This window comes from Planctomycetia bacterium (assembly GCA_021413845.1).
GTDB lineage: Bacteria > Planctomycetota > Planctomycetia > Pirellulales > PNKZ01 > PNKZ01.
Window position 1 is genome coordinate 1 of record JAIOPP010000038.1, and the last position, 15,184, is coordinate 15,184.

General features: G+C 61.9%; 13 protein-coding genes. 6 read left to right on the forward strand and 7 right to left on the reverse strand.

What is annotated here, in order from left to right; genetic code table 11:
* Window positions 1-78: 78 nt before the first annotated feature.
* From K8U03_07845 to K8U03_07865, 5 genes are all read right to left on the reverse strand, one after another.
* A complete protein-coding gene (locus K8U03_07845) occupies window positions 79-2,217 on the reverse strand; it encodes a terpene cyclase/mutase family protein (protein MCE9604797.1) in 2,139 nt (712 codons plus the stop codon).
* A 275-nt stretch (window positions 2,218-2,492) separates the two neighbouring features.
* Complete coding sequence (locus K8U03_07850; protein MCE9604798.1) at window positions 2,493-2,891, reverse strand: YciI family protein; 399 nt, start codon at window positions 2,889-2,891, stop codon at window positions 2,493-2,495.
* 193 nt (window positions 2,892-3,084) lie between these two features.
* Window positions 3,085-3,978 carry a hypothetical protein gene (locus K8U03_07855; GenBank protein MCE9604799.1) on the reverse strand — a complete coding sequence of 298 codons (894 nt, stop codon included), beginning with the start codon at window positions 3,976-3,978 and terminating at the stop codon, window positions 3,085-3,087.
* 133 nt (window positions 3,979-4,111) lie between these two features.
* The gene (locus K8U03_07860; protein MCE9604800.1) at window positions 4,112-4,645 is read right to left on the reverse strand and encodes a GrpB family protein; all 534 of its coding nucleotides are present in this window, start codon (window positions 4,643-4,645) and stop codon (window positions 4,112-4,114) included.
* Between the two features lie 45 nt (window positions 4,646-4,690).
* Window positions 4,691-5,680 (reverse strand): hypothetical protein, encoded by a 990-nt coding sequence (locus K8U03_07865; GenBank protein ID MCE9604801.1) that lies wholly within the window; start codon window positions 5,678-5,680, stop codon window positions 4,691-4,693.
* Window positions 5,681-5,914: 234 nt separating this feature from the next.
* Between K8U03_07865 and K8U03_07870 the strand changes: the two genes are divergently transcribed.
* Window positions 5,915-6,265 carry a cupin domain-containing protein gene (locus K8U03_07870; protein ID MCE9604802.1) on the forward strand — a complete coding sequence of 117 codons (351 nt, stop codon included), beginning with the start codon at window positions 5,915-5,917 and terminating at the stop codon, window positions 6,263-6,265.
* A gap of 85 nt (window positions 6,266-6,350) precedes the next feature.
* On the opposite strand, the gene K8U03_07875 is transcribed toward K8U03_07870, so the two are convergent.
* Window positions 6,351-6,851: a transcriptional repressor gene (locus tag K8U03_07875; GenBank protein MCE9604803.1), complete on the reverse strand. Its 501-nt coding sequence runs from the start codon at window positions 6,849-6,851 to the stop codon at window positions 6,351-6,353.
* Between the two features lie 250 nt (window positions 6,852-7,101).
* Complete coding sequence (flgM, locus tag K8U03_07880; protein ID MCE9604804.1) at window positions 7,102-7,377, reverse strand: flagellar biosynthesis anti-sigma factor FlgM; 276 nt, start codon at window positions 7,375-7,377, stop codon at window positions 7,102-7,104.
* Between the two features lie 1,021 nt (window positions 7,378-8,398).
* Here flgM and K8U03_07885 point away from each other — a divergent pair.
* From K8U03_07885 to K8U03_07905, 5 genes are all read left to right on the forward strand, one after another.
* A complete protein-coding gene (locus K8U03_07885) occupies window positions 8,399-9,811 on the forward strand; it encodes a hypothetical protein (GenBank protein ID MCE9604805.1) in 1,413 nt (470 codons plus the stop codon).
* A 297-nt stretch (window positions 9,812-10,108) separates the two neighbouring features.
* Complete coding sequence (locus tag K8U03_07890) at window positions 10,109-10,333, forward strand: hypothetical protein (protein ID MCE9604806.1); 225 nt, start codon at window positions 10,109-10,111, stop codon at window positions 10,331-10,333.
* 408 nt (window positions 10,334-10,741) lie between these two features.
* Window positions 10,742-11,818: a beta-lactamase family protein gene (locus tag K8U03_07895; protein MCE9604807.1), complete on the forward strand. Its 1,077-nt coding sequence runs from the start codon at window positions 10,742-10,744 to the stop codon at window positions 11,816-11,818.
* 140 nt (window positions 11,819-11,958) lie between these two features.
* Window positions 11,959-13,488 (forward strand): sodium/solute symporter, encoded by a 1,530-nt coding sequence (locus tag K8U03_07900; protein ID MCE9604808.1) that lies wholly within the window; start codon window positions 11,959-11,961, stop codon window positions 13,486-13,488.
* Window positions 13,489-13,674: 186 nt separating this feature from the next.
* On the forward strand, window positions 13,675-15,054 hold the full coding sequence (locus tag K8U03_07905) for a DUF1080 domain-containing protein (protein ID MCE9604809.1): 1,380 nt from the start codon (window positions 13,675-13,677) through the stop codon (window positions 15,052-15,054).
* The last annotated feature ends 130 nt before the right edge of the window (window positions 15,055-15,184 follow it).

Genomic DNA, 15,184 nt, shown 5'->3' on the forward strand with positions numbered 1-15,184 from the left:
CTAGAAAAACATGACCGGAGAAGCTTCTCTTCTCTTTTCCGGTTTCATGTTTCCGGTTTCTAGTTTTCCCGCGCAGCGTTACAGCACCACCGGATGTTCGAGCTTGATCGTGGCGGTTTCGATCGCTTCTAGGCGTTCGCCGATCGCGTCGGCCCAGCGGCCGAGCGCCATCAACGGGAAGTAGATGCGATAGTAATGGTATTTCAAATAGAAGACGCGCGGGAAGCCGGTGCCGGTGAAGTCGGCCTCGTCCCAGGAGCCGTCGGTCTTTTGCGTGTCGACGAGGTAGCGGACCCCGCGGGCGACGGCTTCGTGTTCGTGCAGGCCGGCGGCCAAGAGCCCCATCACGGCCCAAGCGGTTTGCGATGGGGTCGCATTGCCGGAACCGCGGAGGCGCGGGTCGTCGTACGTGTCGCACGACTCGCCCCAAGCGCCGCTCGGTTGTTGGCAGCAGAGGAGCCAATTCGCCCCGGAGATCATCAGCGGATCTTCCGGTCCGACGCCGACGGCCTTCAAACCGGTGAGCACTTGCCAGGTGCCGTAGATATAGTTCACGCCCCACCGACCGAACCAGCTGCCGTCGGCTTCTTGCGTCTTGCGTAAGTAAGCGAGCGCGCGATCGACCGCCGGATCGCCGATGCGCCGGCCGAGCGTGCCGAGCGCTTCGAGCACACGGCCCGTCAGGTCGGGCGTGCTGGGGTCGATCATGGCGTTGTGGTCGGCGAACGGCACGTAGCAGAGGAGTTCGAGGTCGTTGTCGCGGTCGAACGCTCCCCAACCGCCGTCTTGGTTCTGCATCGAGAGCATCCAGCGCTCGGCTCGTTGCAAGGCGGAGGTGGTGCGACGCAAGCGCGAGGCTTCTTCATCGCGCTCGGCGGGTCGGCCTTCGCCGGCTTCGACGAGCACGCGGAGCTCCGGCGGCAGCAGGGCCGTCGAGGTCGGGGCATATTGCTCGGCGAGCGCCATGCATACCATCGCCGTGTCGTCGACGTCGGGATAGTAATCGTTTTCGTATTCGAAACACCAGCCGCCGGCCGGAGCGTCGACCGTTTCGCACCAATCGCCGCGGCGATCGATCTGGCGATCGAGCAGCCACTCGATGCCGTGTCGCACCGCACTGTGGTTGGTCGGTAGGCCGCCGTCGGCCAAGGCTCGCAACGTGATCGAGGTGTCCCACACCGGCGACTTGCAAGGCTGCAAGTGAGCCGTCTTTTTATCTTCGATCAACAGCGCGTCGAGCCGTTCGACGCAGTAGCGCATCTCGGGCGAGTCGTCGGCGTAGTCGAGGCACCGGAGCGCGATGATGCTCCAGACCATCGGCGGAAAGATTGCGCCGAGGCCGTCGCTGCCGGTAAAGCGATCGAGCATCCAGCGCCGGGCCTTCTGCAACGACTTCTTTCGGAGGGGCTTGATGTTCAAGCGCTCGAGCGTCTTGAGCCCGCCGTCGATGGTGCGGAAGAACCGATCCCAGCTAAAGATGCCGCTGCCCCCCTTGAGGCCTGGGCAGCGAAGCTCCGGCCAGTCGGCAGGGTGCTTGAGAAACAGTTCGCGAATGCCGAGCGCGGGGTCGAGTTCGGCGACCGGGCGATAGGCCCACATGATCGCCATCGGCACGACGATCGTGCGGCTCCAAGCGCTCATGGCGTAGATGTTGATCGGGAACCATTTCGGCAGCAGCATCATCTCCGGCGGCACGGCCGGGCATTGATCGTAGGAGATCTGCCCCAGCAGCGCGAGATAGAACCGCGTGAAGCTGTTCACGGCGTCGGCACCGCCGTGGAGCAAGATTCCCTTGCGGGCCTTTTGCATCTCGGCGCTCGACGGCTCGTGGCCGGTGAGCTTCAGCGCGAAGTAGGCTTTCACGCTGATACTGATATCGAACTTGCCGCCCGGATACTGCGACCAGCCGCCGTCGGCGTTTTGTTTTTCGAGGATGTAGCGAGCGCATTTCAGGGCGATCTCGCTGTCGTGCTTCCCGAGGAAGGCGAGGAGCAGGATGTACTCGCTCTCGAGGATCGTGTCGCCTTCGAGCTCGGCACACCAAGAGCCGTCGTCGGCTTGCTCACCGAGCAGCCATTGACGCGTGCGCGAGATCGCTCGTCGCAAGGGAGCGGCCAGCCGCTGATGTTCGGGCTCGGCCATGGTGAGGGTCGACGATGAGAAGTCCACTCGATGTCCATCCATGGACACGAGACGAATGCCGCGGCGAAGTTCCATGCCGGTTACCTTCGTTCGTAGTTGTCGGCGTTCATCCTTGATTCGCCGGCCCGACGAGCTCGGTCGTGGGCACCGATTAGCTTATGAAACCGTCCCCGGATCGACAAGGGGATTCAGCCCAACAAGGCGAGTGCCGGCACTCGCGCGCCGGTGCGCTCGAAGCGCCGCTTGCGATCGAGCTAGCTTCGCGCACCCGAAGCGTCGACCCGGCTTGCCTAGAGAGATGCTTGCCAAGGATATGCCTGCTCCAAGAACATGGCCGGCCCAGCGTCGGCTTAGGGGGCGTCTTTCGCGAAGGTGGCGCTGCGCGCGGCGACCAAGTGGTTGATCGCTTCATTGGCAGGCCGGATCTCGAAGGGGCCCATCTTCACGCCCGGATGTTTCGACATCAGCGCGATGGCGTGGTGCATGTCGCGGGCTTCCAGCAGCAGGATGCCGCCGAGTGTTTCCTTGGTCTCGGTAAACGGACCATCCGTGGCTTGAACGTTCCCGGCCTGCATGCTTAGCGTCACCGCTTTCGTCGCGGAGTCGAGCGCTTCGCCTCCAAGGAAATGCCCGCCTCGCCGCAGCTCATCGTCGTAGGCAAAGCACTCTTCCATCATGCGCAGCCCTTCTGCCGGCGGAAGCTCGGCAAACTTCGCCTGATCGATGAACCCTAGACAGACGAATTTCATACGACTCCTCCTGCGATGCCGCTTGGCCGGTGACTCTGTGTTGCCAGTGACGCTGCGTTGCCGCGCTCGCTCGGTACGACTCTTGCCAAGCGCTCGCACGATAATGGAATGTAGTCGAACGAGCCGGGCCGAGATCGACACCAATCGACAACGCGGCCGAAGTTTTTTCCAGAAACCGGAGCGGCCTTCGCCCCTAAGGCGACGTCGGCAGAATGACGACCCCCAGCGAGTACACGTTGCCGCTCCGCCGGCCGATGCCGTGAATGCCGACGATCAGCGAGCCGTCGCCGACCGGCGGCAGGAGGTCGTCGCTCGCCGAGCCGTAGACGGGGCTCTCGTAGGCGTCGCTCGGGTCTAAGCCCTGCGTCGTCAATCGCATGTAAGTCAGCTTGAGCGCTTGGATCCGCAAGCCGCCGCACATTTGAATCCGCCCGACGGCGTAGCCCGGCTTCGCTTCGAGATGCAGCTTCTTCTCGCCGGCGTACCCTTGCCGCTCCCCGATCACTTTCCCTTTCGACGTCAGAAAGATCGGAAACAAGCCGCGAACGACCGGGCTCACGTCGTTCGCCATCGGCGGAGGAGCGACCGTGATGTCGAAGCCGATCAGCACGCCGCCGTCGGCGGGAAGGTCGCGATAGAAGTCGAACTGCGTCTTCGCTTTTTCCGAGCGGACGTCGATCGTCTGACCGCCGGCTTCCGCGGCGCGGATCGCTGCCGAAGCTTTCGCCGGCAGCGGCGTGTGGTTCCGCTCCGGGTCGCTCGTCATTTGCTCCAGCGGAACCGCGGCGGCCGAGAAGTTCGCCGCCGGCGGCGCCGACGTTTGCGGCTGCGGGAGCTGCCCCGCCGTGACGCGTCGCAGGTAGACCTGATCGGCGGGACTGAATTGCCCCAGCGGCACGTCTTGGTCCATGCCCGTCTTCAACTTCAAGGTCACCACGCCGCGGGAACTGATCCTGACGAACTCGGCCTCGATCGTCGTGCCGTTGACGGACGTCCAGGTGCGCGGCGCGGCTTCGGCGGAAGACAGGTTCGCCGACGCCAGAACGAGCACTAATCCGCAAACCACGCTTCGCTGCCACGACTTCATCGGGAGTTCCCTTCGTTTCCAGCCTGAACAAGAAATAGCGAGCAAGAGTGTACCGCACGCCTTTGCGAACGGCTACGGAAATCGACGGGCCCGGCACCCTGGAAGCGGGAGTCGGTATCGTTCGAGCGCTCGGCTAGGCTACGTCGGAAGTTTCCGCCGACGCTCGCGCCACGATCTCCTCCACAAGCTCGCTCTTGGCGCGCGCATAGGCGTTCATGTCGGGCCAGTCTTCCTTCGCAAGCTTCCGCTTGAGCGCCTCATAACGGAGCCGATCTTCGGCGTGGGTCCGGAGACGGTTCCGGAACGCGAGGTGCCGAGCCACCTCGACACAGCCGGCGGAGAAGACGTGGATGTGAACGTCGAGCTCCGGGGTCCGAAACATCCGGTGTTCGTGCCACTGAGGTTCGCGAACTCGCAGCAGATACCCGACGGCCAGCAACGCCGGGAAGTAAGCCGCCTCGTTCGCGGAATCCTCGACGACGACATCGATATCGATGATCGGCTTGGCGGCCAGCTCGGGCACGGCGGTGGAACCGACATGCTCGACGACCAGCGCCTGCCGCCCCAAGGCCTGCGCGAGAATCGCGGCGTGCCACCGAAACTTCTCCGGCCACCGCGGATCGTAATCGACGACGACGATCTCGCGCTTTTCGATCCCGCCGATCAAGACTTCGCTCTTGGCTTATGGGCTAATGCTAGGGATAACTGTGTTCTAGTCTTCGGCGAGTGGACGCAAAAAGAGACGCTGACGCGCGACGTCGATCAATGCGCCATGTGCGACGAGTAAGTCGTTCCCCAGCATGCCATCGAAGGATGCCTGGCCGGGTTTTTTAGCGGAGGTGGTGTCGCCGGACCAATAGTAGGGCCACGCGTGAATCGAGCTCGTCGCGAACGAGTTGATCTTCAACGACTCGATTCGACAAGAATCGTATTCCTCACCTCGCTGCACGGCCGGGTCGACGTCGGATTTCCAACGTATTCCTTTGGCCTTGGTGCCGATGACGTCGAGCCAAGTCGAAGGGGAACCGGTGTAAAGACGCAAAGTCAAATCGATCGAGTCGACCTTCACGGCTCGCGTCAAAAAACCCTGGTGATCTCGCGCAAGGTCAATGCAATCGTAGCCTTTCAAAGCCAATCGGTTGCGCACTACATCTCCTTTCGCAAGCGACGGCACCGCGCCGGTCGGCTGGATATACAGGCGTAAACGGGAGAAATCGATGATCGCGGCGCGCGAGCGAAGCAGGTCCCCTCCGATCACACCATCGAGATGGGGATCGCCGAATTCTCCTAAGTGCTTGTTGATGTCGGACAGGTCTTCAGGGCATGCGCGCACCCGTATCGAGGTGCTCGGAGTAAGCCGCATCGAGGCAATGAGACAAGAGTCTGCCGCTCTAACGGCGGCGCGCGCGGGATCGCCGTCGGCTTCCCATAAAAGTCCGATACCTTGCGTTCGGATGCGATCAAGAGACGTCGCCGCTTGGCTGGCTTCGATCATCATGTGCAGTTGATATTCGCCGATCCCGACGGTCGTGCTGAGATAGCCGGACTTCAACCGCTGGAGCTCAAGGCCGACATAGCCTTGCGACTCGAAGGCCTTAAGGAGCATGTCGCCGGCGACTGTCTGCGGATCGCTTCCCCGCGCCGAAGTAAAAGAGATTGCGACGAACAACGCTAGAAGTAGGAAGTGACGAGAGTGAGGCATAACTTCACGGCAAGTAAAGTTTCAATGCGGATTCAGCATATCGCCGCGTCAATGGAGCGATTGGTTAGACGTCTTACTCTCCCTGCACGGCGAACGACCCATTCTAGTGCGGCCTACCCATGCCGGATATCGATTCCGCGGAAAACAAGGAAGCAATAGTTGGTCGTCGCGAGGCCGGCGGCTATGTTGGGTCAGTAGTCAGTGCCTCGAACCTTCGCTGCAGCGAGCCTAGCGATGACCTCAGCCGTTCGGTACGTCAGGCGGGAACTTTCCGAAGTGAAACCGTGGATCGAGACGTGCGGTCTTATTCGGCCGTTGATCGAAGCCGCCGACGGGGCCGCCGGTGAAGTTCACCATTTGGAGATCACCGACGCGAAGCTGCATTATCACAAGCGGACGGACGAGTTCTACTACGTCCTGTCGGGCCAAGGTCGCATGGCGCTGGACGACGCGGAGATCGAGCTTCACGAAGGGGTCGTCGTCTACGTTCCGCGCGGCACGAAACACCGCGCGTGGGGCGATCTCAAAGTCCTCGTGGTCTGCATTCCCAACGGCGTCCTCGACGACGTTCATGAAGTCGACTGAGAGGTCGGAAGAGCGACGTCGCCGACGTAGAGTTCGATCTAAGCAAAACTCCTCCGGCTTCGACCATCGCTCCGATCCAGCCGGATCAGATGAGGTCGTGCGGGCGGGTTGCGCGGCGGGCTCGGCTGCAGTCGTGGCAGATGCCGCTGATGATCAGCCGGTGGCCGGTCACGCGGAACTGATGTTCTCGTCCCACGGCGTCGCGCAGGCGCTTCACTTCGTCGCTCGAAAACTCGATCAGTTTGTCGCACTTCGTGCAGTGCAGATGGTCGTGTTGAGGGTAGCCGTAGTCGTGTTCATACACGGCCCTACCGCCGAGCGTCATCTTGCGCAGCAGGCCGGCTTCGACGAGCTCGCTCAGCGTCCGGTACACGGTCGGCCGGCTGACCTTCTTCGGGCCGACGAGCGTTTGCAATTGCGCGAGCAGATCGTCGGCGTCGAAATGTTCGTGTCGTGAGAAGACTTGCTCGACGATGATGCGGCGCTGCTGCGTGACCCGTTTGCCGCGGCTTTGCAGATATTCTTCCAACCGCTGCACGGGCGTGAGCGCGACTTCGACGGTGACGAGCGAATAATCTTGATTCATACTTTTGGTCGCATGCCCCGGCCGATCGGAGCGCTGACGAAAAGAATCGGCGACGAAAACGAAAAAGGGAGCCGGCCCGAAAGCACGGCTCCCTTATTCTACACCAAACCGGCGAACTCGCGACGGGGCAGGTCCGTCGTGGGTGAGAAACCGGGCTGTTTTCGTGGGTTTATGCCCGCCGGGCTTTTAATATCCCGGCCGACGCAAACCCGTAGCTGCTGTGACTCGGCGAAACGCCTGTTGCGTTAGGTTAGGCGATTTCGTCGAGGAAGGCGTTGAGGGCGGCGTCGAGCTTGCCCGAGGTCTCATACGTGCCGTCGGCGATCGCGGCCTTGATCGCGGCAACCCGATCTTGGCGGATGTCGGGCACTTGGTGAACTTGGTCGATGAAGCTCGCGGCCGACGAGATCTGAACTTCGTCTTGCGGCTGAGCGCTCGAGGTGGTCTGCGGCGCGTCGATCTTGCGCGAATGCGGAGCGCTCAAGCTTTGAACCCCGTGAACTCCGTTGGCACCGTAAATCTGCATGTCATTACTCCCCTGCTAGTGGTCGTCGCTCGTTGCGAGGTTCTCGAAGTGCGCGTCTGAGTCAGACGTATCGCACTCTTTCGCGCTGGGCGAACCGACGTTTCTGCTGGAACGGACGATATTGTCTGGAACTGAAAACGACCGGCGTCTTAAAAACACTCGGAAAAGATTTCGAACGGAATCTGGCTTCCGTTCGGCGAGGTTCGCCGTGGCTCGTTCGAACTCTCGACGGCCCCAGGTACAGGGCCGCGGCACGAAGGTCGTTTCCAAACGCGAACGCTCGGAAGAATCGTGCGGGGAGGTCGAATGAATGTCGCGCGGGTTTTAGAACATCGTCGAACGGACTGATCTGCTACTCAAACCGAACTCTGTGGTCGCCGACTTGCGTCGGCAGCGCTGTGAGTCATGTCCGTTCGACTGGCAGGCGCGAAAACTCTCCGCCCTGTTCATCGACCGGCTCACGACCCCGATTCCAACTTTCTTGTTCCGAAGCGTCTTGTGACGAAACCTTAGTTTTCGCCAACGATTCCGAATGTGCCGAAGGTTGCAAATCGCATGAGCAAGTCGTCGGCGGCGTCGGGCTTAGGTTGCCTCATCGTCGAGGTCGCACCAAGTGTCCCGTTGCCTCCGACACTCACTCCTACGCTCCGCTTGTAAGGCTTGTTCGTATCGCAACGAAAACTTTTCGGGAGGCTTCCGGTCTGCATGCGCTGAGAGCAACGGTGCTCTTGAAATCGCACGTTCGGCAGGGAGCCCTAATTGTGGCCGCGGATTATAGCCACGCTTCGGAAAACCCAACAAGAGCGGTCGTACGGCAGGCACTCGACCCGAGCGCCAACGGGGGGCTGCGGAGAGTTGGGGGGGAATTTTACGGGAATCGTTCCGACCGAGCGAAACTTTTACGGTTCTGCAAGGTTTCATGTTGTTGCACTGCCGGCGTCGCGGCATTCGGCCCCTGCCGCATGCATAGCCGAAGCGGCCGACGCCTTCCTTCCCCACCCGTTTCTCGGAGAGCATCGCAATGTCCCGTTTACTACACAAACTCTTGGCCGCTTCCGCCCTAGCGGTCGGCACGACGTCGGCCTTTGCCGAAGACACGGCCCGGTCGAAAGATGCCCCGCCGACGCGAGAAGGGCAATCGGCCCCGCGCCCCGAACACGCCGAGTTGTTCAAGCGGCTCGATGCCGACGGCGACGGCAAGCTTGCCGTCGGAGATGTACCTGAAGAGCACCGGCGCTTGTTCGAGCGCTTAGTGCAAGGGAACGACAAAGACAAAGACGGGAAGCTCACGCTCGACGAGTTCAGCGCCGGCTTGGTGCAAGAAAACCGCCGCGGCGAAGAAAGCCGCCGCGATGCCGGCCCAGGAGCTGGACCAGGGCCCGGTCCAGGCGATGGCCCGCGGCGCGATGGCCGCGAAGGAGAAGTACGCCGGCCGTTCCCGGGCTCGCCGGTGTTGCTCGCGCTCGATGCGAACCGCGATGGCGAGCTTTCGGCCGAAGAGATCGCCGCGGCCTCCTCAGAGCTACGCAAGCTCGATAAGAACGGCGACGGAAAGTTAACGCACCAGGAAATCGCCCCGCAACCGCCGATGGAAGGCGGACCGCGCGGCGTCGGGCCGGATGGGCCACGCCCCGGGCCGGGCGATATCCTCAAGAGCCGCGATGCGAACGGCGACGGCAAGCTCAGCAAGGAAGAAGCCCCCGACCGGATGAAGGAACACTTCGAGCGGATCGATGCGAACAAAGACGGCTTCGTCGACGAAACCGAACTCCGGCAGGCTTTCGCCGGCGCCGGACGAGGCGACGCCGGCCCGCCGCGCGAAGGCGGCCCGGGCGAACGTCGTAAGCCGGATGGTGAACGTGGCCCCGGTGAACGTAAGCCGGATGGCGAGCCGAGCGGCGAACGTCGCGAGGCGATCATGAAGGACTCCGACGAACGCTTCAAAGCCGCCGATAAAGACGGCAACGGCAAGCTCAGCAAGGAAGAAGTTCCGGAAAAGGTCCGCGACAACTTCAGCAAAATCGATCAAAACGGCGACGGCGGAATCGATCCGGGCGAGATGCGCGAAGCCGGCCGACGCTTGGGCGGCGGCAAGACGGAAGGCGATCGCCCGAAGGAGCGAGGCGTCGAAGGGAAGAAGATGGAAGACCGAAAGACCGAGGATCGAAAGACTATCGATAAGAACGATAAGAACATTGATAAGAAGCCCGAAGATCGGAAGAGCATCGACAAGAACTCCGAAGGCAAATTCGACGGTCGGAAACCGACTCGCGACGGCGACGCTAAAGACGGCGCCAAAGATGGCGAGAAGCGCGAAGAGCGCAAGAAGGACGCCGGAAAAGACGAGTCGGGCAAGAAAGAAGAGCGGGTCAAGAAAGACGACGCTCCCAGCAAGGACGACGCCCCGAAAAAAGACGACGCTCCGCGTAAGTAACGACTAGGCGTTCGGCATCCGTGCTGAAGTTCACAAGCCCGCCGACCGATCGAACCTTCGATCGGTCGGCGGGCTGTTTTCGTTTCGGCGGGTTCCCAGTGGGCGAAAGGGAACCGGTAAGAACGATTCCGAGGCGGTTTTCCTATTCCGGTGATATTTCCGACTTTTAGCGTGAACCTGAACCGACCAGCGGCATCTAACGTAGTATCGGATAGCGAGAAACATTTAGGCACGGAATTCGCTTAGTAAGTTGCAGCAGCCCGAAAGACTTTGCCCGCACGCATCGAGGAGGCAGCCATGTTCCCCAAAGAATCCTTCCCGCCCGACTCTTCCAAGGCCCCGACGGCGAACGCTCTGCCGTTGGATGTCGCCTCGGCCGACGACTACGAAGTGTTCGGCTTGTGGATGAATGTGCAGCTTTCGGCTCTCGTGGCCCGGTGGAAACATTTGGCCGCTCCGAATTCCGACACCCTCGGCGAGAACCGGAACCGCGCGTTCGGTGCGCCGCACAAGGCGAAGTAGTCGGCCGTCAGCCTCGGCGGCTTTCGGCCGCCTCGGCCCGGCATGTTGCCTTTTTGAACGGCAGCCGGTGCCTGCGGAGTGGTCAATTCGCGACGTCCGCCAAGTCGGGGCAACATTCGCCCCGAGATTTTTCGGAGCTCTTCCCGACTTCTTTTTCGGCGTGTCCGGGCCCGACCTTCTCGCCCGCCCGCTCCGATCCCTGACGGCACTTCCGCCCGCTCGGCGATGTGCCGCTCTTTTTTCGATCTCAACATCGGTCGATTCCTAACCGGTCTGCTTGAGCTCTTCGTGTAGGGGCTGAGTGCCGGTCGCTTCGAGCCGATCGGCTCCGTCCGCCGCCGCTTGCGTCTGCCGGAGCGGCGGTCTAACTTGGCTCTCGCGATGCCCACCTATCATGGAGCCCACCTTATGTCTTGCTCGCTCACGCCTGGCCAGTTCACCTCTCGTTTGATGAAGGTTTTCGCGCTCGCCGCCTTCGTCGTCGGTTCGGTCGTCGCCGGCGTGTCCGAGCTTCGAGCCGCCGAACTGGCTTGGCCGGTCCCCGAGTGGCAGACCGCGAAGCCGGAAGAGGCGGGCATGAGCGCCGCCGGAGTGGCGAAGGTCGGCGAGTGGCTCAAGGCGAGCGGTGCCAAGACCGGGCTCCTGGTGCGGGGCGGCAAGATCGTCGGCGAGTGGTACTTCGACGGCGCCTCGGCCGATACGAAGCTGATCGTGTACAGCACGACCAAGTCGTTTGCTTCGACCGCGGCCGGCCTCGCCATCGCCGACGGCAAGCTCTCGCTCGACACGAAGGTCGGCGAGTTGCTTCCCGACGTGAAGCCCGAAGGGAAGAAGAACGTCACCGTGCGCCAGATCATCAGCATGGACACCGGGCTGCACAACAACAGCGGCATCGGCCAGATGCCGAAGCTCTTCAGCTATTCGTTGTTCGAAGCGCCGATGGATCACGAGCCGGGCAAGCATTGGAACTACAACAACACCGGGCTCGCGTTGCTTTCGCCGGTCATGAAGAAGGCGACCGGCAAGGAAGTCGATCAGGTCTTGAAGGAAAAAGTGTTCTCGAAGATCGGCATCGGCGAGAGCGATTGGAAATGGGACACGCGCGAAGACCACACGATCCCCTATAGCGGGCTGCATATCACGGCCCGCGGCTTGGCGAAGTTCGGCCTGCTGTTCCTGCGCGAAGGAAAATGGAAGGACGAGCAAGTCGTGCCGGCTGCCTGGGTGAAGGAAGCGACCGGCTCTTCGCAAGCGATGAACCCGGAGTACGGCTACCTGTGGTGGAACAACACGACGGGTAAGAAGTGGCCCGGCGTGCCGAAGGACGCCTATGCCGCACTCGGCCGCTCGGACAACAGCATGCTCATCGTGCCGAGCCTGGACCTGATCGTGCTCCGCACGATCGGCGACGACCAAGACAAGAGCCGCAAGATCAAGATCGCGGAATTGTTCCTAGCCGCATGTGAAGCGGTGGAAAAGAAGTAGGAGTGGTCGGTGGCCAGTGGCCGGTGATCAGTGATCAGTGATTCAGACGCCGGAGTTGAGCGCCACGTCAGCGCTCCCTCCGGCGTTTGCGTTTGTGATTTGCTATTTGAAATTTGTTTGTCTTTTGAGATTTGTCTTTTGTGATTTCCTTCTATAGCCCTCTTCTTGCGCTGCACGTTCTCGACTACGCCGTCGTCGTCGGCTATCTCGTCGGCATGCTTTGGCTCGGAGCGTATTTCTCGCGCACGCAGAACACGAGCGACGAATACTTTTTGGCGAGCCGGCGCATCCCCTGGTTCGCGATCGGCCTGAGCATCATCGCCACGCTCATGTCGAGCCTCACCTACGTCTCGGAGCCGGGCGAGGTCTGGAAGTCGGGCATCACGAACATGCTCGGCAAGATGCTCGCGATTCCGTTCGAGATGGCGCTCGTCTGGCTGGTGCTGATCCCGTTCCTGACGAAGCTGCGCTACACCTCGGCCTACGAATACCTCGGCGATCGCTTCGGCGCGGCGACGAAGTGGCTCGGCATCGTCCTGTTTATGTGGCTGGCGATTTCGTGGATGGGCTTCATCGTCCTCGTTTCGAGCCGCATCTTGGCCGTCGCTTCCGGTTTGAATCTGATGCTCGTCGTGGCCGTGGTCGGAGTCGTGGCGACTTTGTACACCGTTGCCGGCGGCTTGCGCGCCGTGATTTGGACCGATGTCGTGCAGGTGGTGCTCATGCTCGGCGGCGCGCTGATGACGCTCATCTATGTCGCAGTGCAAACGTCGAGCACGCCGGCCGATTGGTACGCGCTCGTCGTCCAGCGCCATGCGACGAAGCAACTCGAGTGGTTCAGCGTCGACCCTTTCACACGATCGACGATTCTTACCGTCGCCGCGAGCATGTTCGTGTGGCACGTTTGCACGCACGTCAGCAACCAAATGACTGTGCAACGCTACTTCTCGGCCGGTTCGCTCACCGCGGCTCGCCGCAGCTTCGTCGTCGGCTCGCTCACGGGAGTGTCGATCAACTTGCTGCTGCTCGTCGTCGGCCTCGCGCTCTACTTTTATTACTATCCGCAAGCGCGACCGGAAGGGGTGCTGCCGACCGGCAAGGAAGCCGACATGATCTTTCCGCTCTTCGCCTTGCGCCGGCTGCCGGCAGGCTTGGCCGGTGCTTGGCTGGCGGCGATGCTCGCCGCCGCGATGTCGAGCATCGACTCCGGCATCAACTCCGCCTCGTCGGTCTTGTCCGTCGAATGGAATCGGGCCCATCCCGACCGCGCGCCCGATAGCGAGAAGAGCTTAGCCGGCGTGAAGCTCTCGACGCTGCTGCTCGGCCTGTTCGTCACCGCCGCCGCTTACGGGCTCGACGTGCTGACCCGCGATCGGAACATCATCGACATGATGGGCCGGAGCTTTAATTGCTTCACCGGCCCTCTCGGCGGCCTGTTCTTCCTCGGCATCTTCGTGAAGCGGTGCGGCAACGCAGGCGCCACGACCGCCGGCCTCGTCGGGCTCGCCGTCAGCATCGGCCTAGCATTCGGCCAAGAACTCTTCGGCCTGGCGCAATCCCCCAGCTTCACCTGGGTCCAACCCTGCTCACTGGCCGCAACGCTCGTCGTCGGCACAGTATCCTCAATTCTTCGCCCTCGGAGAGAAGGTGGCGGCGCAGCCGACGGTTGAGGGTCAACTCCGCAGCTGAGTACGGATCGCAGTAAGATTGAACAGCGCCCCTCATCCGGCCTTCGGCCACCTTCTCCGCGTGGGACAAGGATTTCGCGTATGCTACGCGCGGCCGGCGGCGTCGGCTAAGATGGCCGACTTCACGGCCGTTCGTCCGTCGCACACGCCCCACCGAGGCTCGTCACCATGTCCGCAACGCTCCGCTGCTTTTCGTTCGCTCACTGGTTCGGCATCGCGTCCCTCGCGGCGACGTTGCTCGGCTGCAACCCGCCGACGGCACCGAAGACTTCCGGCTCAGCGACTTCAGCAGCGACCGGATCTTCTAGTGTCGTGGTCGCAACGCCGACGGCAACCACTCCGATTGCTGCAGCACCTACCGCTTCCGCACCTACACTTTCCGCATCATCGACTTCGACGCCGAGTGCCGCTTCCACTGCAACACCTTCCACCCCCTGGACCGGCAGCAAGCTCACTTCCGCCGAGATCGACGCCGGTTGGCTTTCGCTCTTCGACGGCAACACGCTCTACGGTTGGGAGCCTGCGAGCGAGGCCGATTGGAAGGTCGTCGACGGCACGATCACGGTCGCCACCGGTAAGCCGGGCCTCCTCTGCACGACGAGCGACTTCGGCGACTACGAGTTCAAGTGCGACTTCAAAGCTCCGGAGAAGACCAACTCCGGCATCTTCCTGCGCACGCCGCTCAAGCCGACCGATGCGAAGACCGATTGCTACGAGCTCAACATCGCCGCGCCGGAAGTGAGCCCGTTCTCCAATGGCGGGTTCGTCGGCCGCGTGAAGGCGACGAAGTATATCGCCGCGACCGAGTGGCGCACGTACGACGTCTCGGCGGTCGGCGGGCATTTCGTCATCAAGATCGACGGCGAAACGGTTCTCGATTACACCGACCCCACGCCGGTCGGCCGAGGCCGCATCGGGCTGCAACTCAACTCGGGCGAAGTCGCCTTTCGCAACATCAAGCTCAAGCCGCTCGGCCTCAAGAGCCTCTTCAACGGCAAAGACCTCGCCGGCTGGAAAGTGAAGGAAGGGCCCGAGCTGAAGAGCGTGTATAGCGTGACGCCGGAAGGAGCGATCAACGTGAAGAACGGCAGGGGTCAGCTCGAAAGCGACGCTCAGTTCGCCGACTTCACCCTCCAGTTCGAGGTCTTCTCCAACGGCAAGCATCTCAACTCCGGCGTCTTCTTCCGGAGCATTCCCGGCGAGACGATGAACGGCTACGAGTTCCAAGTGCAAAACGGCTACAAAGACGGCGACCGGACGAAGCCGCTCGATTGCGGCACCGGCGGCATCTTTCGCCGGCAAGACGCGCGAATGGTCGTGAGCGACGACTTCGCTTGGACCCACATGACCCTCATCGCCTCGGGCCCGCACATGGCCGGCTGGGTGAACGGCGTGCAAGTCAGCGATTGGACCGACGCACGCCCGGCGGACGCGAACCCGCGCAAAGGGCTGCGCATCGAGCCGGGCACGTTCATCATTCAAGGCCACGACCCGACGACGGATCTATCGTTCCGCGACATCAGCGCGGCGGAACTACCGAAGCGTTAGAGATCGAATAGCTTGCGACTGCATGAATAGCGATCGCATCGAGCGCGACTCCGTGAACGATTTCACGAATACCGTTTTCCGAAACGAGTCGGAATTTCTTTGACGTCGCAGGGCGGACGGCAGTAGAGTT